The organism is Sphingomonas sp. UYEF23 (assembly GCF_040546165.1).
Lineage (GTDB): Bacteria > Pseudomonadota > Alphaproteobacteria > Sphingomonadales > Sphingomonadaceae > Sphingomonas > Sphingomonas glacialis.
Window position 1 is genome coordinate 397,722 of sequence record NZ_JBEPNG010000003.1, and the last position, 21,624, is coordinate 419,345.

Below are 21,624 nucleotides of genomic sequence, written 5' to 3' on the forward strand. Positions count from 1 at the left end.
ACGGTCATGCCCGCCACTGCCCTCATCGTCGAAGACGAGATTTTCGTCGCGCTCGACCTCGAGCGGATTCTGATGGACGCGGGCTATGCCGTGAAAGCCATTGCCGCGGATCGTTCGGGCGCGCTCGATGCCGCCGAGGACTGCAGTTTCGCGCTGGTCGACATCAATCTCCGCGACGGTCCGACCGGCCCGGAATTGGCGCGGACGCTCGCACACGACTATGGTGTGAAGGTCATCTTCGTAACGGCAAATCCGGGTCAGATCGCCCATCCGAGCGGTGCCGTCGGCTATGTCCGCAAGCCGTTCCGCGCCGATGCGATCCTTGCCGCAGCCGCCGCCGCCACGACAGACTTCGACGTGGTGGAGCACGCGGATTTCATTCCGCTCGTCTGAGCTGTGACGGCTCGGCCTGCCGGGCCAGCCATGCGCATCAGTTCCGGCTGAGCGAGCTTTCGGGCAGCGTGATTTCGACTTCCAGCCCGCTGCGCTCCCAGCGCTGCGCCACGGTCCCGGCGAGCTGGCGGACTGCGCTCAATTCGATCAGCTGCGAGCCGAAACCGGTCTTGGCCGGCGCTTGCACCATCGGCCCGCCACGCTCGCGCCACTCGATCACGATCCGGTCACCGACGCGGCGGCTGTGGACAAGGATCGCACCGTCATCGTTGTACAAGGCGCCATATTTCGTCGCGTTGGTGGCAAGCTCATGGAACAGCAACGCGATCGGCGTGGCCGAACGGTCATCGATCGCGACGTCGTCGCCACTGATGGTGATGCGCGACGCGGTGCGTGACTGATAGGGTTCGAACAGCTCGGCGAGCAGGCCCTGGAGGCTCGTCTGATCGGCCACCGGACGCGACTGCGCGCTGTGCGGCCGGACGAAATCATGCGCACGGCCAAGCGCGATGACGCGCGCGCGCAAATCATCGGCAACAGTGGCAAAGCCCGGATTTGCGCGGGCCGAAAAGCCGATCAGCCCCGAAATCACCGCAAAGATGTTCTTGATGCGGTGGCTGAGCTCCTGCGCGACGACTTCGCGCTCTTCGCTCGCGAGCTTGGCTTCGTGGATGTCGGTGCACGTGCCGAACCAGCGGACGATCGCCCCGGTATCGTCGAAGATCGGCAGCGCGCGGCCGAGCGTCCAGCGATACTGGCCGTCGTGGCGGCGCAGGCGGTATTCGATCTGGTACGGCTCTCCGGTAGCGAGCGAATGTTGCCACACTGCCCAGGCACGGTCCTGATCGTCGGGATGGAACATGCCCGCCCAACCCTCGCCATCGGTCGATCCGGCGGGGACTCCGGTGAACTCGTACCAGCGCGCATTGTAATAATCGTGGAAGCCGTCGGGCTGAGTCGACCACACCATTTGCGGCATCGTGTCGGCAAGCGTGCGGAAGCGCCCCTCGCTGTCGCCGATCGCCGCGCGCGAGGCGGCAGCCGAGCGACTGTCGCCAAGCCGCCGCAGCACATCCTCGGCGAGCACCTTCAAGCCCTGGCGCTGCAGCGCGGTCAGCCCGGCGCGCGGAACGGTGTCGATCACGCAGAGCGATCCGAGCGGAATGCCGTCGTCGCGCACCAGCGGCACGCCCGCGTAGAATCGGATGCCGAGTCCATCGATGACGAGCGGATTGTCGGCGAACCGCGGATCCTGCGTCGCGTCGGGGATGACCATGATGTCGTCCTCGCGCATCGCATACGCACAGAACGACATTTCGCGCGGTGTTTCAGTCAGATCGAGTCCGGTGCGCGACAGGAAGGTCTGGCGCTCGGCCTCGACGATGCTGACCAGGCCGACCGGAACTTCGCACAACGCCGCGGCGAAATCGGTGATGCGGCGCAAGGCCGCATCGTCGCGGAGCGACTCGATATCGTGTTCGGCAATCGCCGCAGCGCGCACGCGCTCGTCGATCCGCCAGCCGGGTGCAACCGGCAATGGCGGTTGGGAAGTTTGGGTCATGTCCGACATCAACGCGACAGGTCGCTCCCGGTTCAGAATGGTACGTCGTCGTCCAGATCGTCGGCAAACCCGCCGCGCTGGCCACCGCCGCCGGCAGGCGCGCCGCCGCCGCGTGCCCCGCCACCACCGCTGCGCTGACCGCCGCCGTAGCCGCCACCACCGCCGCCGCCGCCGCCGAAATCGTCATTCCCGCCGAAATCGTCGCGCTGGCCGCCACCACCGCCGCCGCCGCCGCCGCCCGAACCGGGCGCGCCGTCGAGCATCGTCAGCACGCCGTTGAAGCCCTGGAGCACGATCTCGGTCGAATATTTGTCGTTACCGCTGGCATCCTGCCATTTGCGCGTCTTGAGCGCGCCCTCGATATAGACCTTCGAACCCTTGCGCAGATAGCGCTCGGCGACGCCGCCGAGCGCTTCGTTGAAGATCGCGACCGAATGCCACTCGGTCTGTTCCTTGCGCTCGCCGGTATTCTTGTCCTTCCACGTCTCCGACGTGGCGATGCGCAAATTCACGACCTTGCCGCCATTCTGGAACGACTTGCTCTCGGGATCGCGCCCGAGATTGCCGACGATGATCACCTTGTTGACGCTGCCGCCCGCCATATCCCTAATCCCGCTGCTGGGGCTCGCTAGAGCCCGAATCCGATCGCGGCCCAATAGACCGCTCCTGCAGCGATGTAAGCGAGCGCGAACAAATAGCCAACCATGAAGGCGGGCCACTTCCATCCGTTGGTCTCGCGCCGGGTAACGGCAATCGTCGAGATGCACTGCGGCGCGAACACGAACCACATCAGGAAGGCGAGCGCGGTCGGCAGGCTCCAGCGTTTATGGAGCGTCTGCGCCATCTTGGTTTCGCTCTGCTCGCCCGCGGTGTCGATCGCATAGACGGTGCCGAGCGCCGCCACTGCGACCTCGCGCGCGGCCATCGCCGGAATCAATGCGAGCACGATGTCGCGATTGAAGCCGATCGGACGGAAAGCGGGTTCGATCGTATTGGCGATCCGTCCCGCGACCGAATAATTGACCGCCGAGACAGGGCTGCCCTCGGGCGGTTTGGGAAAGCTCAGCAACGCCCACAGCACGATGGTCGTGAAGGCGATCGTCGTGCCGGCGCGCTTGAGGAAGATTTCCGCACGGCTCCACAGCCCGATCGCGAGATCGCGCAGCCGCGGCAGCTGGTACTTCGGCATCTCCATCATAAAGCCCGACGATGCGCCCTTGGTCACGGTCCGGCGCAGCACGAAAGCGACGACGAACGCGCCGACCACGCCCATGACGTAGAGCCCGAGCATCACCAGCCCCTGCAGCCCGACGATCGGCAACACCTTGGTGTCGGGGATCAGCGCGCCGATCACCAGCGTATAGACCGGCAGCCGCGCCGAGCAGGTCATCAGCGGCGCGACGAGGATCGTCGTGAGCCGGTCCTTCTCGTCCTCGATCGTCCGCGTCGACATGATGCCGGGCACCGCGCAGGCAAAGCTCGACAGCAAGGGAATGAATGCGCGCCCCGACAGCCCCACGCTCGCCATCACGCGGTCCATCAGGAACGCGGCGCGGACCATGTAGCCGCTCGCCTCGAGCACCAGGATGAAGAAGAACATGATCAGGATCTGCGGCAGGAACTTCACCACCGCGCCGACGCCCGCGATGATCCCGTCGGTGATCAGCGAGCGCAGCACCGAATCGGGCATCACGTCCTTGATCTGCGCCGACACGCCATCGAATACGCCCGCGATCGCCTCTGCCGGCGCGGCGCCTGCAAAGAACACCGCCTGGAACATCACGAACAGGATCGCGAAGAGCAGCACCAGCCCGAACACCGGATGCAGCGCAACCGCATCGAGCGCATTGCCCCAGCGTCGCGCCGGCGCTTCCGCGACCGTCGCCGCTTGTGCGATCTTCCGCGCGCGGCGTTGCAGCGTGACGATATCCTCGCCGATCGCGTGATTGCTCGGGCGCAGCCGGATCGCCGCGTCGGCATCGACGATCCCGCCAAGCAGGATCTTCAACTCGTCGAGCCCGCGTCGCCGCACCGCGACGGTCGGCACGACGGGCACGCCGAGTTCGGCCGAGAGCTTCAACGGATCGAGCGTCAGCCCGTCGCGCTCGGCAAGATCGAACATGTTGAGCGCGACCACGACCGGCAGACCGAGCGCGATCAGCTGGAGCGTGAAGCGGAGGTGGTTGTCGAGATTCGACGCGTCGACCACCACGACCAGGGCGTCGGGCAGCCGCTCGCCCGCCTGCGTACCGGTGACGAAGTCGCGCGTCACGCGCTCGTCGGGGCTCGAGGGTTCGAGGCTATAGGCGCCGGGCAGGTCGACCAGATCGACGATGCGGCCATCGGGGAGCGTCAGCTTGCCCGAATGGCGCTCGACTGTGACCCCGGGATAATTGCCGACCTTCTGCCGGGCGCCGGTCAGCGCGTTGAACAGCGCGCTCTTGCCGGCATTCGGATTGCCGACCAGCGCCACCAGCGGCGCAGCGGTCATCTTACTGCGTGACGGGCGAGACGAGGATCGCGCCGGCGACCGCGCGGCGGAGCGCGACGGTCATGCGGCCGATGCGGCACGCGATCGGCCCCTTGCCGAGGCTCGCGCGGTGGAGGACTTCGACACCGACGCCTTCGTCGAAGCCGAGTTCGCGCAAGCGGCGCGCCTCGGGCGTCGAGAGATGCGTCCAGTCGATCGCCGCGACCGTCGCCTGGCGGCGTTGCGGCAGCGACTCGAGGCTGAGCGACTCAGGAGCGGAAAGCTTCATGCTACGCAAGATATCCATCTGCGAGCGATTATCAATAACAACGCCGCAACACCAGCTTTAATTGCGACGCACTCGCAAACAGCGCGATCACACCGCAGGGTAGCGCAGCCGTCCGATGAAACGCGACAGGCTGGGGCGGAGCTCGGACTTGGTGACGAGCTTTGCCTTGGCGGTTTCGAACCGCAGGATCCCTTCGATCCGCCGCGCCAGGAACGCGCGCGTGTCGGCATAGCCATCGCTCTGGTCGTCGATAAAGACGGTGACGGTCGCGGCATAGACGCCCGCAAGGATCGCGCGCTTGGTATAATGATTATAGTCGGTCGCGGTGTCGCCCGCGGCGCGCCAGATGACGTCGGCCGCGTGCCAGCCGAGCTTGACCCCACGTGCGGCATTCTGCGGCAGCGCCAGGATGGCGAGCGCGCGGCGCAGCGCTTCGCGATCGGGCGCCGTCTCGGCAAGCCGGGCTTCGACCAGCGCGGTGATCTTCTCGCGCACCTTCATCGTGCCGCGCGCTTCGGGCGGAACGCGCACCAGCATGTTGGAGTCGATATGTGCGAACCACGCCGCGATCATGTCGACCGCACCGCCGGGAAAGGCGAGCCGCGCGACGTCGCGATCGACGCCAGCGCCATCGGCGGCCATGTCGCGCGCCGCATCGCCCCAGCCGTCAAAGCCCGCATTGCTGGCAATGGCAGGCGCCAGCGCGGCGCGGATTTCGTCGAGCGTCGCGTCGTCGAGCGAGGCGGTTGGTGCGATCGAGTCTGTCATGCCTGCTATCTAGGCGCGTGGACGCCGACTGACCAGTACGAGTGCGATCGCAACGAGCACCGCGCCGACCAAATCGGGCAGCCCCAGCCGCTCGCCATAGACGATCCAGCCGATCGTCCCTGCGACCACCGGCTGCGTCAGCAAACCGAGCCCGACGGTCAGCGGCGGCAAGCGGCCGAGCGCATAGATCATTAGCCCCTGGCCGATGATCTGGCTGACCAGCGCAAGGCCGATCAGCGGGGTCCAGTCGGTCGGCAGGATCTTCTCGCCCATCACCAGCGCAAAGGCGAGCAGCGGCAGCACGCTCGCGAGCGTCGACAGCGCCAGCGCGGGAAGCGGCGCCATCGTCGCGCGCGCGCGCGCCATCAGGATGAAATAGCCGGTATAGAGGATGCCCGCGGTCAGGCAGAGCAGGTCGCCCGCGAGATGACGCGGATCGAGCTGGTACGACCGCCCCATCAGCAGCCCCGCGCCGATCGTCGCGAGCCCAAGCGCCACGCCCTGGACCCGCGTCGGCCAGGCGCGCGCGACGAGGAAGCCGTAGAGTGGGAACATTAACGTCGCCGAATTGCCGAACAGCGTGGCATTGGCGAGCGTCGTGCGCAGGATCCCGAGATGCCAGCTGCCGAGATCGGCGGCAAAGCACAGCCCGCCGATCGCGATGATTCCCCACAGTGCGCGCGGCACTTCGCGCGGTCGCCAGCCCGTCGCCAGCGCGGCGCCGGCAAGGATCGGCGCGGCGAGCGTGATCCGCCAGAACGCCGACGCGATCGGCCCGGTATCGGCGAGGCGGACGAACCACGGCCCGAAGGCGAGTGCGGCATTGGCAACGATCAAAGCGAGCAGCGGGAGCACCGCCGTTTCGGCAGCGACAGATTTTCTTTTCGGCGAACGCGGGTGCATGCTGCCCCCTAGCTTCCTATCTGGGGCGCGTCTCAGCAAAAGGACTCCGCATGCCAAGTCTGTTCGATCCCATCCAGCTCGGTGCGATCCACGCCCCCAACCGCATCCTGATGGCCCCGCTGACGCGCGGCCGCGCCACCAAGGCGCATGTGCCGACCGAGATGATGGCCGAATATTACACGCAGCGCGCCAGCGCCGGCCTGATCATCTCGGAAGCCACCGGGATCAGCCAGGAAGGCCTTGGCTGGCCGTTCGCGCCGGGCCTGTGGACCGACGAGCAGGTTGAAGCGTGGAAGCCCGTCACCGATTCGGTCCATGCCGCGGGCGGCCGGATCATCGTCCAGATGTGGCATATGGGGCGCCAGGTGCATTCGTCGGTGATCGGCGGACAGCCGGTGTCGTCGTCGGCCACTGCGACGGCGGGCCAGGCGCACACCTACGAAGGCAAGCAGGATTTCGAGACGGCGCGTCCACTCGAGCTCGACGAGATTCCGCGCCTGCTCGCCGATTACGAACTGGCGACCAAGAATGCGCTGGCCGCTGGGTTCGACGGCGTCCAGATTCACGGCGCGAACGGCTATCTGATCGACCAGTTCCTGCGCGACAACGCCAATTTCCGCGATGACATCTATGGCGGCTCGATCGAGAATCGCATCCGCCTGATGCGCGAAGTGACCGAGCGCGTCGCCAGCGTCGCGGGTGCCGACCGCACGTCGATCCGCCTGTCGCCCAATGGCGATTCGCAGGGCGTCGACGACAGCAATCCCAAGGCGCTGTTCGTCGCTGCGGCCAAGGCGCTCGACGAGATCGGCATCGCCTTCCTCGAACTGCGCGAGCCCGGCCCCGACGGCACGTTCGGCCGTACCGACGTTCCCAAGCTCTCGCCCGAAATCCGCGAGGCGTTCTCGAACCCGCTCGTGCTCAACTCAGACTATCGCAGCGTCGAAGAGGCGCAGGCGGCGATCGATTCGGGGGTCGCCGATGCGATCGCGTTCGGCCGCACCTTCATCAGCAATCCCGATCTGCCCGAGCGTCTGCGCACCGGTGCGCCGCTCGCCGCGGATAACCCGCGGACGTGGTACAGCCAGGGCGCCGAGGGGTATATCGACTATCCGGCGCTGGAAACCGCCGAAGCCTGAACAAAAGCGTGCGGCGGCGCGGCGGGGTTTAGAACCGCCGCGCCACCACACCGGCACCCCAGCCGAACAGCACCGACAGCGCTACCGCGGCCAGCCCATAAAGCACCGACTGTCGCTCGGCCGATCGCGCGACGAAGCGCTCGAAGCCCGATTTGCGTATTTCGATATCGCGAGTCGCCGCCGCGAGCACGCGCCCGTCGCGGATCAGGAAGGTTTCGGCGGTGAACCGCCCGACCGGCACGCGCGCGGGGATCGTCACGCGTGCGCGATAGAGCACGCCGTCGGTGATCTCGACCGCGCCCGGCGCCTCGAGATACAGGCCCGTGCGCGTCTTCAATTCGACCAGCCCGCGCGCGAAGCGATCCTGCTCCTGCAGCGGCGCGCTCGAGGCCGGCGAAAGCTGCAGGCTCGACAGCCCAAGCTCGTAGATCGCGCGCGTCCGCGCATCGAGCATCTGCGCGATCGGCTTGGACGAAGCGATCGCGTAAAAGCTGGGTGCCGAGCGATAGCGCAGGCGACTGGCGTTGACCCACATCAGCCCGGCCAGCTTCTGTTTCTCGCGCACCAGGATCGATTGGACCGGCCCCTTGACCACCACGACGATGTCGGTGGGCTTGTCGTCGTCGGGCAAGCGGCCGCCGGGATAGAGAATCGCGCCGAACAGCAGCAAATTGGCGCCGGTAAAGCTGTACTGGATCTCGATGTCGCGCTGCGACACGTCGGGGACGAGCACGGGCTTCGCGGCTGGCCGCGATGCGGATTGCGCCATCAGCAGCGGCGCGGCGGCCAGCACGATCCAGCCGCGTCTCACGACAGCTCGACCGAATAGATCTCATCGGGCCGCCAGCCGAGCCCGAGCGCGATCCGCCCCGCGACGAGCAGGACGATCACCGCGAGCGCGAGCCGCAGATATTCGGGCTTCACGCGCGCAGCGAACCGCGCGCCGATCTGCGCGCCAGCGACCGATCCGAGCAGCAGCAAGGCGGCGAGCACGATGTCGACGGCCTTGGTCGTCGTGGCATGCACCATCGTCGCCATCGCGGTGACGAACAGCGTCTGGAACAGCGAGGTGCCGACCACCACCTGCGTTGTCATGCCAAGTAGATAGAGCATCGCGGGTACGAGGATGAAACCGCCGCCGACGCCGAGCAGGATCGTCAGGATGCCGACGCCGAAACCAAGCAACAATGGCGCGAAGGGCGAGATGTAGAGCCCCGAACGGTAGAAGCGCGTCCGCATCGGCAGTGCCGCGACGAGCGGATGATGGCGGCGTTTACGCGGCTTGGGCGCCTCGCCGCTGCGCATCCGGCGGATCGCGCCCCACGATTCGGTCGCCATCATGCTGCCGATCGAGCCGAGCAGCAGGACGTAGACGATCGCGATCACCGTATCGATCTGGCCGCTCGCTTGCAGCAAGCGGAAGATCCAGCCGCCGAACACCGCGCCGACCAGCCCGCCCGCAACGAGGAAGCCCCCCATCTTGAAATCGACGCCCTTGCGCCGGACATGCGCGAACACCCCCGACACGCTCGCGCCGGTCACCTGGCTCGCGGCCGAGGCGGCGGCGACGGTCGGCGGGATGCCATAGACGATCAGCAGCGGCGTGGTGAGGAACCCGCCGCCGACGCCGAACATCCCCGACAACAGCCCGACGCCGCCGCCGAGCAGCACGATCACGAGCGCGTTTACCGAAAGATTGGCGATGGGCAGGTAGATGTCCATTGCCCACCAGCGTTAGCCGCTCAGGGAGCGTGCGCAAAGCACGGCGTGTCAGAAATCGCTGCCGAGCGTCAGCGCCGGGCCCGATCCCGGGCGCGCTCCTCCGGCAATGCGCTCGCGCCAGTCGAGCGGCATTATGTAGCAATTGCACCAAGCATAGTCTGTTTGCCACGCCCCGCAACGGCTAATGTCATCATATGCAGGACGGATACGATCAGACCCTATCGGGGCTCTTACGCAAACGGGCGGAACTGGCGCGGGAGGTGGAGACACACCGCTCGCAATGGGAGGCCGCCAGCGCGTCGCTGGAGGCGATTGACCGCGCGATATTGGTGTTCAACCCTAGCCTACTCCCCGGCGATCTCCCGATACGCACGCGCCCGCCTATTGCAGCTGACGGTACGACCGAATTGCAGCGGTTCTTACTCGACCTGTTGAGGCGCTCCGGGGAGCCTGTGCGGACCTTGGCGGCGGCTGCGGCTATGGGGGCAGAGCGTGGCATAGATCCGCGCGATCGTGTCGCCACCACGCTGTTGCGCAAGCGGGTGGCGGACGCGTTTTACCGGCTTCGGAAGCGGGGGATTGTGACCGGCGCTAAGTATGGAAGTGGTGCGGAGTTGGAGTGGCGGATCAACCAGCATCCGCAGAATTGACAGGACTAGATAGATTGCTGGAACCACTACTCGGTGTAAAGCCTTTATAGCCCGTAGAGGCCCATATCCCAAAACAAATGGTTATGATTATAGCCAATACACCCATGACTATTTGGGTTGTAAAGCGACGTGTCTGCTTACGATCATCGGCCACGACCTTATTTACGTCGTCACGGCCATTGTCTAAGTCATCTACAAACGTTCTCAGATCTCGAAATACCGTAACACGATCAGCATGATCCTGTGCCCGGTCAAAAGTATCTTCGCGATTATTTTCAATAAGTCTCTTGGCTGCCGAACAAGAGGTGAGGCGCTTGACATAGTCAGGGATAACCCCAGAAACCTGTACCGTAGCGTAGTCGTTTCGAAATTTACGAACTGCTGCTAAAGCCGAAACAATGCCCGCCTCTGTCGCCTCGTAAATCGCACGACGCGCATGCGCAACTGCGGCATCAAGCTCCGCCTGACTTGCCAATCCGCCGGTATCGTCAATGGCTTTTAGAAAATGATGGCCGGCATTCCGCAATTCGTTAATCGCAGGAATGCCGGCGGCATTTTTAAAGCTTTGCACTTCTTGGCAGAGAGAATCTGCCTTGGCGTATTGGGTGCGGTAATCCGCAATTGACCACGCCATATACGTTTATGCTACAAACTCTGCGTCGCCAAGAGTCTCAAACTCTGCATCAACATCTTCTCGGGTGTAAAAACGGCCAGCCTGTAGCCGCACGTTGCCATGCGAGTGCGCCGCCACAATGGCGCGCTGCGTTTCTGGTTCGATACTGAGATTGGGGTAAGCGGGTTTGGGCGTCTGCCCGAAGGCGAGCGAAACGAATTTAAACATGCTCGCGCCTTTCTATGTTAGAGTCACAACAATTCAGTCGTAGCAAAAAGCTACGACTGACTCGTTTATGATCCTGGTTATCCACCTGTTAACGGCACAAGCGCAGAAAGGTTCGGACGAGTCAAGAACTATTGACAATCCTGCCAACTTAGAGTTATGCGTTACCACGCATAAAAAAACTGGTACCGCTGAAAATTCCAGCGGTTAGCGCTGCCAGTACCCCGCCCACTTGCGCGACACCGGCGACACCATAGCAGCGCGCGCCACCTTCCCAGCCTGCTCGCCGTTCGCAACGCGGCGGTTGTCCTCGCGCCAAGCCATCTCACCGGCATAGGCGTAGAGGTAAGGGCCCGCGATGTGGTGGTGCGCACCGACTTCGGCGCGACGCAGGCGGCTAAAGAAGCTCTCGGCTTGATTGGTGCAGGCACCGTTGAGCGAATAAGCCTCGCTGTGGTTGATCCGGAACGTCTCGTAGCGAGCGTGCAGCGCATCCCAGTGTGAAGCCTCGTCCGCATGAACGACAGCGCCGGGAGAAACACGCTTTGCGACAAGCGCAACGCCTTCGGCCTCACGATTGCCGACAAACGTAAGCGTCTCACCGCCGCGCTCGCGCATCACAATAACCGACTGACGCTTACCCGACATTGCAAGGCGGGTGCGGCGATCGGCGCGCTCTGCCTTGATGTTGGCAGGCTTCACGTAGCCGCCGAAATAGGCACCATCGACCTCGACAACGCCGTCGAGCGTCTGGCCTGCGTCCTCAAGCGCCATAGCCTCACGCAGCTTGTGCGAGAGGACGAACGCCGTCTTGTACTGAACGTCCAAGTCGCGGCTGACTTGCAGCGCCGACACGCCCTTAGCGCCGTTCACGAAGATGACGATCGCAGCCAGCAGATCCGTGTAAGACAGCTTGCGGCTCGCAAAGATCGTGCCCGAAGTGACCGAGAACTGGTGATGGCAACCGACGCACTTGAAGCGGCGGCGCGTCGTGATCGAATACGTCTCCGCACAGCCGCAACGCGGGCACGTCGCTTCGCCATCCGGCCAGCGCATCATGCGGAACACGTCATAAGCAGCATCTTCGCCCATCTTGAAAACAGCCTTGAGGCTGAGGGTGCGGGCGGCGGCGGAGAGGAGGAAGTGCTGCATGTCATCGTATCCAGTGCTTATGCATCGGATATAGTGGCAAAAACGCACTCTATGCAAGTGCAAATGTATCGCATATAAGGGCATATGCGACGAATGGAGTGCTATTGTGGCCGATACGGAATGGGAAGCGAAAGTTAAGGGTCTGTTAAAGGCGGAATTGAAGCGCCGGAACGTGACCTATACGCAGCTCGTCGAAAAGCTCGCTGCGATCGGCGTCGTGGACTCGGAGCCGAATATCAGGAACAAGCTGGCGCGGGGTAAATTTACAGCGGTGTTCCTAGTACAATGCCTAGAAGCGATAGGAGTAAACGCTTTGCACATGTAGACTGGGCTTGGCTGCTTATCGGCCTAATTTTGGCGAGCTCTATAATTTTCGGATTGGGCGCGCTGGTCGGATCATCCCCAGCTGATCCACCAACCAAGCAACAGATAGAGGCATATTCCGCAGCAAAAACTCGCTACGCGAAAGCGGTCGCCGGGGATCTCGCTGATACCCAAGCGAATTACAGCGCCTACCCCGATGGCGACAGCCATCAGTGCTATTATGCAAAGGACCACGATAGCGCCGACCTTTGCGCGCAGTGGCGCGCTGCCGTAGCTGCCGAATGGTCCGCGAGGTGGACCTTTTGGACTTTCGTAACTAGCGGATTCTCGACGCTGCTCAGCATCGTTGGTCTTTTTGCTCTGATCACTACGCTTAGACAGACGGAACGATCCTTGAAGCAATCCCGTAAAAGCAACAGGATTGCTCAAGATGTCGCCCAGAAGCAACTTCGAGCGTACATTGGCATTGCTAGTGTTAAAATGGATGCCAAAAATGGTAATGTATGGTTTTACGTCAAAAATTATGGGCAAACTAGGGCCATTAAGGTAACTGTATTTAGTCGTCGAATAGAGACGGAAGAATGGAAGCGAAGCCCCATTGCTACTGTTGAGCCTGGTCAAGAACTTCCTGTATTGAATAAGTCTATTGTTTCGGCGGAAAGTGTGATTCCCACCACCGAAGAAACCGCTATCTTCGTAAAGATTGAGTTCTGTACGATTTACTTGCGAAAATACTGGCGCACTGACCAGTTCTATTACCCTATAACCCATGAGGAAACCACAACTGTTGCCTCTGAGCGTATACGCGATTGGATAATCCTCTACACAAACGGACGTATTGAAGAGGGTGAAAATTAACAAAAAAACAGACACGCTTTTATGCCTCTCGTCTGAGGGCATCTGCAGCGGGCACCGTGGCGAACGTATCGCCGTTGGTGCAATTGCTACATAATGCCGCAGTCGAGCGCGAGCCGCACCGATTGCTTGCCGAGCGGCAGCGCGACGCCGAGCGACGGCCCGATGTCGAGCCGCGTCGCACCGCGCTGCGCACCGCCCCATACGCCCGCCCCGAGATCGAAGCGGACTTTGCCAAGGGTCGCGATCGGATGCGTGACGCGCGCCGCGCCATCGACATACGGCTCGGTCTGCGTGCGCCGGATGAGTCCTGCCTGCACATAGGTCTCGAAGCGTACGCCGGGTGAAACCGTCACCGGTCCAACCCCGCCGACCACGCCGACACCGGGCCCGCCTTGCCCGCCCGCCAGTGCGAAGCGGTGCTCGGCGACGACGCGCAGTGGCAGACGAGTCGGTTGCCATTCGACGCCGACCGAGGCTTCGCGCAACCCGCTGCCGAGTGGCGACGTCACGCGGCCGACAAGCGCGATGCGATGGTGTCGGTCGAGCGCATAGACCAGCCGAGCGCCGGCCTGCGATCCTCCGAGCTGTCCGCCAAGTGCGCCGGACGCGAGCCCTGACCCGCCGCGCGCGGCAAGCCAGGCACTGCCCGACCAGCGCGAGGGCGCATGCGTTGGCACCGCGCCAGCGGCACTGTCGGGCAGACCCGCAATCAGCGCCGTCGACCTGGGCTCGAGCGCGGCACCAGCTTGGCCGGCGGGGCTGGGCAGGGGGCGGTGGCTGAGGAGGCGATCTGCGGGCGGGGCATCGGCGCTCTTCGGCGGCTGGTTGGGACTTGGTCGGCGATAGAGGGCGAGCGACCGCGCTGCGATAGGATTGTGCGGTGCCCGGTATCGGGGCGCCCGATATCGGAGTGCCGGCACGCGTGTCGCGATGTGCGCACTCCGTCTCGCCGCGGGATGCGCTCCCGGCATCGGCATCGGCATCACCGGCAGCGACGATCGTTTGATCCCGAGCGAGCGCGCGATCAGCGATGGCGCTGCGATCGGTGCGGGCTGCGGCCAGACCATCGCGAGCCGCGCCGCGATCCATCCGACCGCCAGGACGCCGAGAAAGCGCAGAGGGCGCCCGCGTCCTTGAACGCTCAATGTTCGGAACCCGGCTCGGTCCGTTCGATTGCACCTGGAAAGACATGGCTGGTCTTGTCCCACCGCAGCGCGGTGCCGCGCAACGATCGGACATACGCCGTCATGGCGCTCCGCGCCGCGAGCAGCGCGACATAGTTGCTGACCAGCGCGCGCGGCAGGGACCATAGCGCTTCGCGCCAGCCATAGGCGGCGCCGGTCGCGGCCGCGCGCCAGACGAGCCGCCAGGCCAACAACGCGCCGTTCAGGTGCAGCAGCGCCAGCATCGCCGCGGAGGGCGGCGCCGCCGCCCGTCCGGCGAGCGCGTGCGCCACCAACGCAACACCCCAGGCGATAAAAGCGGTATAGGCGACGAACAGCACCAGCACCGCGAGCGGTGCGCGCCGATCGCGCATCCGCATCCAATGGTCGCGCCAATCGAGCGCGCGCCCCCAGCCGATCCGGTCCCAGCCGGCCAGCGCGATGCCCGTCATCCAGCGCGCCTTCTGCCGTACCGCGGTCGGTACCGTCGCTGGGAAGTAGGCGCGGACCGCAACGAGCTCGCCATCTGCGCGGACACGCGCGAGCACGCCGCGTCCGCCGAGCGTGGCGATCAGCAAGCCGAGTTCGTAATCCTCGACGATCGAGCCCGCGTCGAACGGCAAACCGTCGCGCGCGGCTGCGATCCGACCGAGCATCTGGCGTTCGATCGCACAGCCGACCCCGGCGAGCGGAAGCCCGACCCCGAGCGCTTGGCGCACCACCATTTGCCGGCTGTGTGCGTCGGCGAATTCGTCGGCATAGTGCCCCGAGACGAGCGGCGCACCGCGATCGACCAACGGCAGCACCGGGAGCTGGACAACAGCATAGCGCCCGATCAGCGCATCGAAAACGCGCAGTTCGCCGGGGTGGACCAGATCCTCGGCGTCATGCAGCACGACCGCGGCGACGGGTACGCCGTCACGCGCTTCGTCGCGTTCGAGCGCGCGCCAAACGGCGTTGAGGCAATCGGCTTTGGTGGTCGGTCCGGGGCGGCTGTTGATGACCAGCCGTACGCGCGGATCACACGCCGCCACTGCTGCGACCGCGTCGATCGTCGCGCGGTCGTTTGGGTAGGTCCCGACATACAGGCGGTAATCCTCATGCTCGAACCGCGCGAGCGCGCTGCGCAGCATCGCGCCGATCACCGTCGACTCGTCCCACGCCGCAACGAACACCGCGATCCGGCGCGGCGGCGTTTGCCGATACGCATCGAGCGTCCGCGGCAAAGCGGGGCGGCGGCGAGTCAGCGTGATCCAGATCCAGCCGATATCGATCGCTAGGTCGTCACAGCCGCCGACGAGGAAACCGATCGCCGCGAACACGACCGTTTCGCGCGCGATCGCATCGATCGCGAACATGACCCATCCTGCCCCCAAGACCGGCTCCCCCCGACGACCCTGGCGTTTCAGCCACCCCTCCCGAGTCGTTCTTCGTGATTTTCCAACAAGTTCGTGGTTTAATCAAGGGGACGGCGCTATGACGGACCGTCGTTGTGCTCGCACGCCGCGTCGCCCTATAAGGCGATGCGAAGCGGCTCCGGGGGGAAGATGCGATGAAGCTGGGTTTCCGAATCGCCTTGCTCGCTTTGGTCTGCGTCCCGTTCGCCGCGTTCGGCGATGCGAGCCCGCAGGTCATCCTCGCCACCCCCGGTATCGGCGACGGCGCGATCGAGCGTTTCACCGCGCGCTTCAACCAGCCGATGGTGCCCTTGGGCGATCCGCGCGCGGCCGCGCCGTTCGACGTGACCTGCGCGGTCAGCGGGCAGGGGCGCTGGGTCGACCCGCAGACCTTCGTCTATGATTTCGCCAGCGGCCTGCCCGGTGGCACGACCTGCAAGTTCGCGCTGCGCAACGGGCTCAAGAGCGTGTCGGGCTATGCCGCGACCGGCCAGCGCGAGTTCGCCGTCGACGCCGGCGGCCCGGTCGCGCGCGCGATCCTGCCGGGTGGAGATTCGGACGAGATCGAGGAGGACCAGACCTTCCTCGTCGCCGCCAATCTGCCCGCCACCCCCGCCTCGGTCGCCGCCAACGCCTATTGCGCGGTCAAGGGGATCGGCGAGAAGATCCCGGTCGACGTGCTCCCCGCCGATTTGCCCGGCAAGCTGCTCGGCGAGATGGGCACCGAGAATTGGAACGTCCGCAGTTTCCTCGAGAGCGGTGGCTTGCCCGCCGCGATCCCGGCACCGGCCGATCGCGCGAAGGCCTATGCCGGCGTCACCGCGCTGAAGTGCCGCCGCCCGCTGCCGCCCGGCGCCGACGTCGCATTGGTGTGGGGTGCGAGCATCGCTGGCGCTGGTGGCAAGACCGCCGGCACTGACCAGCGCTTCGATTTCACCGTACGCAAACCCTTCACCGCGCGCTTCGAATGCTCGCGCGTCAACGCCGCCGCGGGTTGCAACCCGGTCGAGAAGGCGTGGGTGCGTTTCTCTGCCCCAGTGCCGAGCGAACTCGCCAAGCAAGTGCGCATCGAGACCGCCGACGGCAAAGTGCTGACGCCTACCTTGTTCGATTCGAGCTCGGACACCGAGCGTGGCGATGCGAAAACCAAAGCGACGATTTCCGCGGTCGGCTTCAAGAGCCCGCTGCCGCAGGCGCAGACCGGCAAGGTCGTGCTGCCGGCGGGCGTCAAGGACGAGAGCGGTCGACCACTGTCGAACGCCGAGCGCTTCCCGCTCGCCGTGCGCTTCGATGCCGCCCCGCCGCTCGTCAAATTCGCCGCAGCGTTCGGTATCCTCGAATCGAAGCAGGGCGGCGTGCTGCCCGTCACCGTGCGCAACGTCGAGCCCGCGCTGCAGGGCAGCAACGTCACGATCGGCGGGCAGGCGCTGCGCGTCGATGGCTCCGACGGCAAGATTGCCGAGTGGCTGCGCACCGTCGGCCATTCCGACGACGAGGCCAGTCACGAGGAAACGCGCGGCAAGGAGAAGGTTCGGATCAACGACACCGGGTCCAAGTCGATCCTCGGCGGCGAAGGCGCGCCGATGCAGATCGGCCTGCCCGGCAAGGGCAAGGATTTCGAAGTCGTCGGCCTGCCGCTCGGCGGCGGCAAGCCCGGTTTCTACGTCGTCGAACTGGCGAGCCCAGTGCTCGGCCAAGCGCTGCTCGGGCGGAAAGCCCCGCGCTACGTCGCGACCGCCGCGCTCGTCACCAACATGAGCGTCCACTTCAAATGGGGCCGCGCGGCGAGCCTCGCCTGGGTCACCGCGCTCGACACCGGCAAGCCCGTCGCCGATGCCGAAGTCCATGTCACCGACAGCTGCACCGGCAAGCTGCTCGCGCGCGGCATCACCGACAGGAATGGCGGGCTCAACGTGCCGCCGGGGCTGCCCGAGCCCGAAGCGTACGGCGGCTCGTGCGACGGCGGGTCGAGCCCGCTGATGGTCTCGGCGCGCACCGGCGACGATTTCAGCTTCACGCTGACCGATTGGGGCAAGGGCATCCGCCCGTATGATTTCGGCCTGCCCTATGGCTATTCCGCCCGCGGCGAGTTCCTTCACACCGTGTTCGACCGTGCACTCGTCCGGCAGGGCGAGACGGTCCATATGAAGCACATCCTGCGCACTTCGGTGGCGAGCGGCTTCGGCTTTGCGCCGGGCGTGACGGGGACGCTGCGGCTACAGCATCGCGGTTCGGACACGCAGTTCGACCTGCCGCTGACGATCGATGCCAACGGCATCGGCGAGAGCGAATGGACCGCCCCCGCCGGCGCACCGATGGGCGATTACGACCTGTCGGTGATCGCGGACAACCGCACGATCGAGACCGGCCAGTCGTTCAAGGTCGACGAATACAAGTTGCCCACGATGCGCGCGACCGTCACCGGCCCGAAGGACGCCGCAATCCGCCCGATCAGCCTCGCGCTCGACCTGTTCGTCGGATATTTGTCGGGCGGCGGCGCATCGAACCTGCCGGTCGACATGCGAATCGGCTATTTCGCGCATGAGGGCACGCCCGACGGCTACGAAAGCTACAGCTTCGGCGGCAAGGCGATCGTCGAGGGCACCAAGCCACTCAACGGCGACGGCGAGGAGGAGCAGGCGACGCTCCCGCCGACGCAGACGCTTCCCTCGACGCTCGGCGGCGATGGCACCGGCAAGCAGACGGTGTCGATCCCGCAGACGCTCGACGGCGTTACCGACATGCTCGTCGAGATGGACTATCAGGACGCCAATGGCGAAGTGCTGACCGCCTCGAAGCGCATCCCGATCTTCCCGAGCGCGGTGCAATTGGGCGTCAAGACCGACGGCTGGCTGATGAAGCAGGACGATCTGCGGCTTCGCTTCGTCGCGCTCGACACCGCGGGCAAGCCGCTCGCCAACCAGGCGATCTCGGTCGCGCTCTACAGCCGACAGACCCTCACTGCGCGGCGGCGGCTGATCGGCGGTTTCTATGCCTATGACAACCGCATGAAGACCGAGAAGCTCAGCCAGACCTGCAGCGCGACGACCGATGCGCAGGGGCTCGCGACGTGCAAGCTCGACCCCGGCATCTCGGGCGAAGTCTATGCGGTGGCGACGACCAAGGACGCCGCGGGCAACGAAGCGCGCGCGACGCAAAGCGTGTGGCTCGCCGGCAAGGACGATTGGTGGTTCGGCGGCGACAATGGCGACCGGATGGACGTCGTCCCCGAAAAGCTCGCCTACAAAGCGGGCGAGACCGCGCGTTTCCAGGTGCGCATGCCGTTCCGCCAGGCGACCGCGCTCGTCACCGTCGAGCGCGAGGGCGTGCTCGCGAGCTACGTCACCGAACTCAGCGGGGCGGACCCGGTGGTCGAGGTGAAGATGCCGGGCTCGTACGCGCCCGACGTGTTCGTCTCGGTGATGGTCGTGCGCGGGCGTACCGAGAGCGGGATCTGGAGCTGGCTCCACGGCCTCGCGCGTTCGGTCGGGCTTGCGAGTGATCCGCCCGAGGGGCAGGAGCCGACCGCGCTGGTCGATCTCGCCAAGCCGAGCTACCGTATCGGCATCGCAAAGGTGAAGGTCGGCTGGGAAGCGCACCAGCTCCAGGTCGCGGTCAAGGCCGACAAGGCTCGCTACGCCGCGCGCGACGTCGCGCAGGTCGACGTCCAGGTGAACGGCCCCGACGGCAAGCCGGTCCGCACCGCCGACGTCGCCTTCGCCGCCGTCGACGAGGCGCTGCTCCAGCTCGCGCCCAACGATAGCTGGGACGTGCTGACCGCGGTGATGGGCGAGCGCCCGCTCGCGGTGCTCACCTCGACCGCGCAGACGCAGGTCGTGGGAAAACGCCATTACGGCAAGAAGGCGGTCGAGGCCGGCGGTGGTGGCGGCGGCGATTCGTCGGGGCTCAATCGCGAGAATTTCCAGCCGGTGATCCTGTGGAAGGGCCGCGTCGCGCTCGACCAGAATGGTCACGCCCGGATTCCGGTGACGCTGTCCGACGCGCTCTCCTCGTTCAAGCTGGTGGCGATCGCAACCGATGGGTCGCAGCTTTACGGCACCGGCATGGCGAGCGTGCGCACCGCGCAGGACCTGTCGATCTTCGCCGGCATCGCGCCGGTGGTGCGGACCGGCGATTTCTACGCATCGAGCTTCACGCTGCGCAACGGCTCGGACAAGCCGATGACGGTGACGGCAAGCGTCGACCTCATGCCCGCAATCGCGCAGGGCAAGCCGCTGACGGTAACGATCCCGGCGGGCGGCGCGATGCCGGTCGCGTGGAATCTGACCGCGCCCGCCAATCTCGACGCGTTGCGCTGGCACGTCAGCGCGCGCTCGGCCGACGGCAAGGCGGTCGACCAGATCACCGTCAACCAGGCGGTGACGCCGCTCTACCCGCTCGAAGTGTGGGCGGGGACGCTCGCGCGCGTCGGCGGCGACACGACGATCCCGATCCAGCCGCCGATGGGGGCGATTGCGGGGCGGGGGACGGTCGACATCCGGCTCGACGACACGCTCGCGCCGCCGCTCGCCGGGGTGCGCGATTTCATGGCGCGTTATCCGTACAATTGCTTCGAACAGCAGCTGTCGCGCGCGGTGGCGCTCGGCGATGCGGCGCTGTGGCAAAGGCTCGCGAGCGATATCCCGGCGTATCAGGCCGATGACGGCTTGCTGCGCTACTGGCCGTCGGGCAGCCTGACGGGCTCCGAGGCGCTTACCGCTTATGTGTTGGCGATGACGTCGGAAGCCGGCCTGCCGATCCCCGAGGGCCCGCGCGCGAAGATGATCGAGGGGCTCAAGGCCGTGCTCGATGGGCGCCTGCGCCACGAAGAGTATGGCGATGTCCGGCTCCAGCGCGTCTATGCCTTCAACGCGCTCGCGCGTGCGGGCGCGGCGACGCCGGCGATGCTCGGGCAGTTGAGCATGATACCCAAGGAAATGCCGACTGCGCTGCTGGCTGATTATCTCGTCGCGCTCGATCATGTCGCGGGGCTCGCCAACGCCAATGCGCTGAAGGCGGCGGGCGAGGCGCAGTTGCGCACGCGGTTGGTCTATGAGGGGACGCGGCTCGATCTGTCGGACAGCAGCAACCAGCCGTGGTGGCTGATGTCGTCGGGCGACGAAGCCTCGATCAAGACGGTGATCGCGACGCTCGGTCGGCCCGGCTGGCAGGACGAGGCGGCCAAGATGATGGTCGGCGTCGCGCTGCGCCAGTCGCATGGCCGCTGGGACACGACGACCGCCAACGCCTGGGGCACGATCGCCGCGCGCAAGTTCGCCGCACTCTATCCGGCGAGCGCGATCGTCGGGAATACGACGCTCGGGCTCGGCACGCAGACGATCAGCAAGGCTTGGCCGCTGGCAACGACAGCGCGAACGGCGACCTTCCAGCTGCCGGCGACGCTCACCCCGCTCAAGCTGTCGCAATCGAGCGGTGGCGCGGGTCCGTGGGCGAACGTCTCGATCTCGGCGGCGGTGCCGCTGACCAAGCCGTTGTTCGCGGGCTATGAGATGCAGCGCAACGTCGAGGTGGTGCAGGCGCGCACCAAGGGCGTGCTGACGCGTGGCGACGTCGTCAAGGTGACGATCACCGTCAAGGCGAGCGCCGAGCGCAACTGGGTGGTGATCAACGATCCGATCCCGGCGGGTGCGACGATCATCGGCGATCTCGGCGGACAATCGCAGATCTTGGCGGGGCAGGCGCAGGCCGGGCCGGGCGCCAAGTTCCAGGCGCGCGATGCCGATGGCAAGCTGTGGGACGTGCAGGTCGGTGTCGTTCCCGCCTATGTCGAGAAGCGCAACGATGCGTGGCGCGCCTATTACGGCTGGGTGCCGCGCGGGGCGTTCAGCGCGTCGTACATGCTGCGGCTGAACGGGGCAGGGCGCTTCAACCTGCCGCCGAGCCGGGTCGAGGCGATGTATTCGCCCGCGATCCGCGCGCAGCTGCCGCTCGCGCCGGTGACGGTGCTGCAGCGCTGATCCCATCTTCCTTCTTCTT

The 21,624-nt window shown here is 65.6% G+C and carries 18 protein-coding genes; 5 read left to right on the forward strand and 13 right to left on the reverse strand.

Annotation, left to right across the window (positions count from 1 at the left end):
- Positions 1-6 precede the first annotated feature (6 nt).
- On the forward strand, positions 7-393 hold the full coding sequence (locus tag ABIB28_RS08055) for a response regulator (protein ID WP_133191210.1): 387 nt from the start codon (positions 7-9) through the stop codon (positions 391-393).
- Between the two features lie 37 nt (positions 394-430).
- Here ABIB28_RS08055 and ABIB28_RS08060 read toward each other — a convergent pair whose 3' ends face one another.
- The 6 genes from ABIB28_RS08060 to ABIB28_RS08085 form a co-directional block, all read right to left on the reverse strand.
- The gene (locus tag ABIB28_RS08060; RefSeq protein ID WP_133191208.1) at positions 431-1,954 is read right to left on the reverse strand and encodes a PAS domain-containing protein; all 1,524 of its coding nucleotides are present in this window, start codon (positions 1,952-1,954) and stop codon (positions 431-433) included.
- 32 nt (positions 1,955-1,986) lie between these two features.
- Positions 1,987-2,556: a single-stranded DNA-binding protein gene (ssb, locus tag ABIB28_RS08065; protein WP_354287670.1), complete on the reverse strand. Its 570-nt coding sequence runs from the start codon at positions 2,554-2,556 to the stop codon at positions 1,987-1,989.
- A 26-nt stretch (positions 2,557-2,582) separates the two neighbouring features.
- Positions 2,583-4,445: a ferrous iron transporter B gene (gene feoB / locus ABIB28_RS08070; RefSeq protein WP_354287672.1), complete on the reverse strand. Its 1,863-nt coding sequence runs from the start codon at positions 4,443-4,445 to the stop codon at positions 2,583-2,585.
- Position 4,446: 1 nt separating this feature from the next.
- Positions 4,447-4,713 carry a FeoA family protein gene (locus ABIB28_RS08075; protein ID WP_133191202.1) on the reverse strand — a complete coding sequence of 89 codons (267 nt, stop codon included), beginning with the start codon at positions 4,711-4,713 and terminating at the stop codon, positions 4,447-4,449.
- Between the two features lie 87 nt (positions 4,714-4,800).
- Positions 4,801-5,481 (reverse strand): COQ9 family protein, encoded by a 681-nt coding sequence (locus ABIB28_RS08080; RefSeq protein ID WP_133191200.1) that lies wholly within the window; start codon positions 5,479-5,481, stop codon positions 4,801-4,803.
- A 9-nt stretch (positions 5,482-5,490) separates the two neighbouring features.
- On the reverse strand, positions 5,491-6,384 hold the full coding sequence (locus tag ABIB28_RS08085) for a DMT family transporter (RefSeq protein ID WP_354287675.1): 894 nt from the start codon (positions 6,382-6,384) through the stop codon (positions 5,491-5,493).
- Between the two features lie 50 nt (positions 6,385-6,434).
- On the opposite strand from ABIB28_RS08085, the gene ABIB28_RS08090 reads away from it, so the two are divergent.
- The gene (locus ABIB28_RS08090; RefSeq protein ID WP_189676543.1) at positions 6,435-7,523 is read left to right on the forward strand and encodes an alkene reductase; all 1,089 of its coding nucleotides are present in this window, start codon (positions 6,435-6,437) and stop codon (positions 7,521-7,523) included.
- Positions 7,524-7,551: 28 nt separating this feature from the next.
- On the opposite strand, the gene ABIB28_RS08095 is transcribed toward ABIB28_RS08090, so the two are convergent.
- The 5 genes from ABIB28_RS08095 to ABIB28_RS08115 all read right to left on the reverse strand — a co-directional run bounded on the left by ABIB28_RS08095 (position 7,552) and on the right by ABIB28_RS08115 (position 11,885).
- Complete coding sequence (locus tag ABIB28_RS08095; RefSeq protein ID WP_354287865.1) at positions 7,552-8,292, reverse strand: TIGR02186 family protein; 741 nt, start codon at positions 8,290-8,292, stop codon at positions 7,552-7,554.
- Positions 8,293-8,330: 38 nt separating this feature from the next.
- Positions 8,331-9,245, reverse strand: a complete 915-nt coding sequence (locus ABIB28_RS08100; RefSeq protein WP_133191192.1) for a sulfite exporter TauE/SafE family protein — start codon at positions 9,243-9,245, stop codon at positions 8,331-8,333.
- A 627-nt stretch (positions 9,246-9,872) separates the two neighbouring features.
- Positions 9,873-10,529, reverse strand: a complete 657-nt coding sequence (locus tag ABIB28_RS08105) for a hypothetical protein (protein ID WP_354287677.1) — start codon at positions 10,527-10,529, stop codon at positions 9,873-9,875.
- A 6-nt stretch (positions 10,530-10,535) separates the two neighbouring features.
- Entirely contained in the window at positions 10,536-10,736 is a 201-nt protein-coding gene (locus ABIB28_RS08110; RefSeq protein ID WP_354287679.1) for a hypothetical protein, read from the reverse strand.
- Between the two features lie 204 nt (positions 10,737-10,940).
- Positions 10,941-11,885, reverse strand: coding sequence for an IS1595 family transposase (locus ABIB28_RS08115; protein ID WP_354287681.1), 945 nt, complete (start codon positions 11,883-11,885; stop codon positions 10,941-10,943).
- Positions 11,886-11,991: 106 nt separating this feature from the next.
- Between ABIB28_RS08115 and ABIB28_RS08120 the strand changes: the two genes are divergently transcribed.
- Both ABIB28_RS08120 and ABIB28_RS08125 read left to right on the forward strand, forming a co-directional pair.
- The gene (locus ABIB28_RS08120) at positions 11,992-12,210 is read left to right on the forward strand and encodes a DUF6471 domain-containing protein (RefSeq protein WP_354287683.1); all 219 of its coding nucleotides are present in this window, start codon (positions 11,992-11,994) and stop codon (positions 12,208-12,210) included.
- Positions 12,211-12,263: 53 nt separating this feature from the next.
- On the forward strand, positions 12,264-13,067 hold the full coding sequence (locus ABIB28_RS08125; RefSeq protein ID WP_354287685.1) for a DUF8453 domain-containing protein: 804 nt from the start codon (positions 12,264-12,266) through the stop codon (positions 13,065-13,067).
- Positions 13,068-13,153: 86 nt separating this feature from the next.
- Here the strand turns inward: ABIB28_RS08125 and ABIB28_RS08130 are convergent, their stop codons facing one another.
- Together ABIB28_RS08130 and ABIB28_RS08135 are read right to left on the reverse strand one after the other, a co-directional pair.
- A complete protein-coding gene (locus ABIB28_RS08130; protein ID WP_354287687.1) occupies positions 13,154-13,744 on the reverse strand; it encodes a hypothetical protein in 591 nt (196 codons plus the stop codon).
- Between the two features lie 464 nt (positions 13,745-14,208).
- Positions 14,209-15,588: a glycosyl transferase family protein gene (locus ABIB28_RS08135; RefSeq protein ID WP_354287689.1), complete on the reverse strand. Its 1,380-nt coding sequence runs from the start codon at positions 15,586-15,588 to the stop codon at positions 14,209-14,211.
- Positions 15,589-15,782: 194 nt separating this feature from the next.
- On the opposite strand from ABIB28_RS08135, the gene ABIB28_RS08140 reads away from it, so the two are divergent.
- Entirely contained in the window at positions 15,783-21,605 is a 5,823-nt protein-coding gene (locus ABIB28_RS08140; protein ID WP_354287691.1) for an alpha-2-macroglobulin family protein, read from the forward strand.
- Positions 21,606-21,624 lie beyond the last annotated feature (19 nt).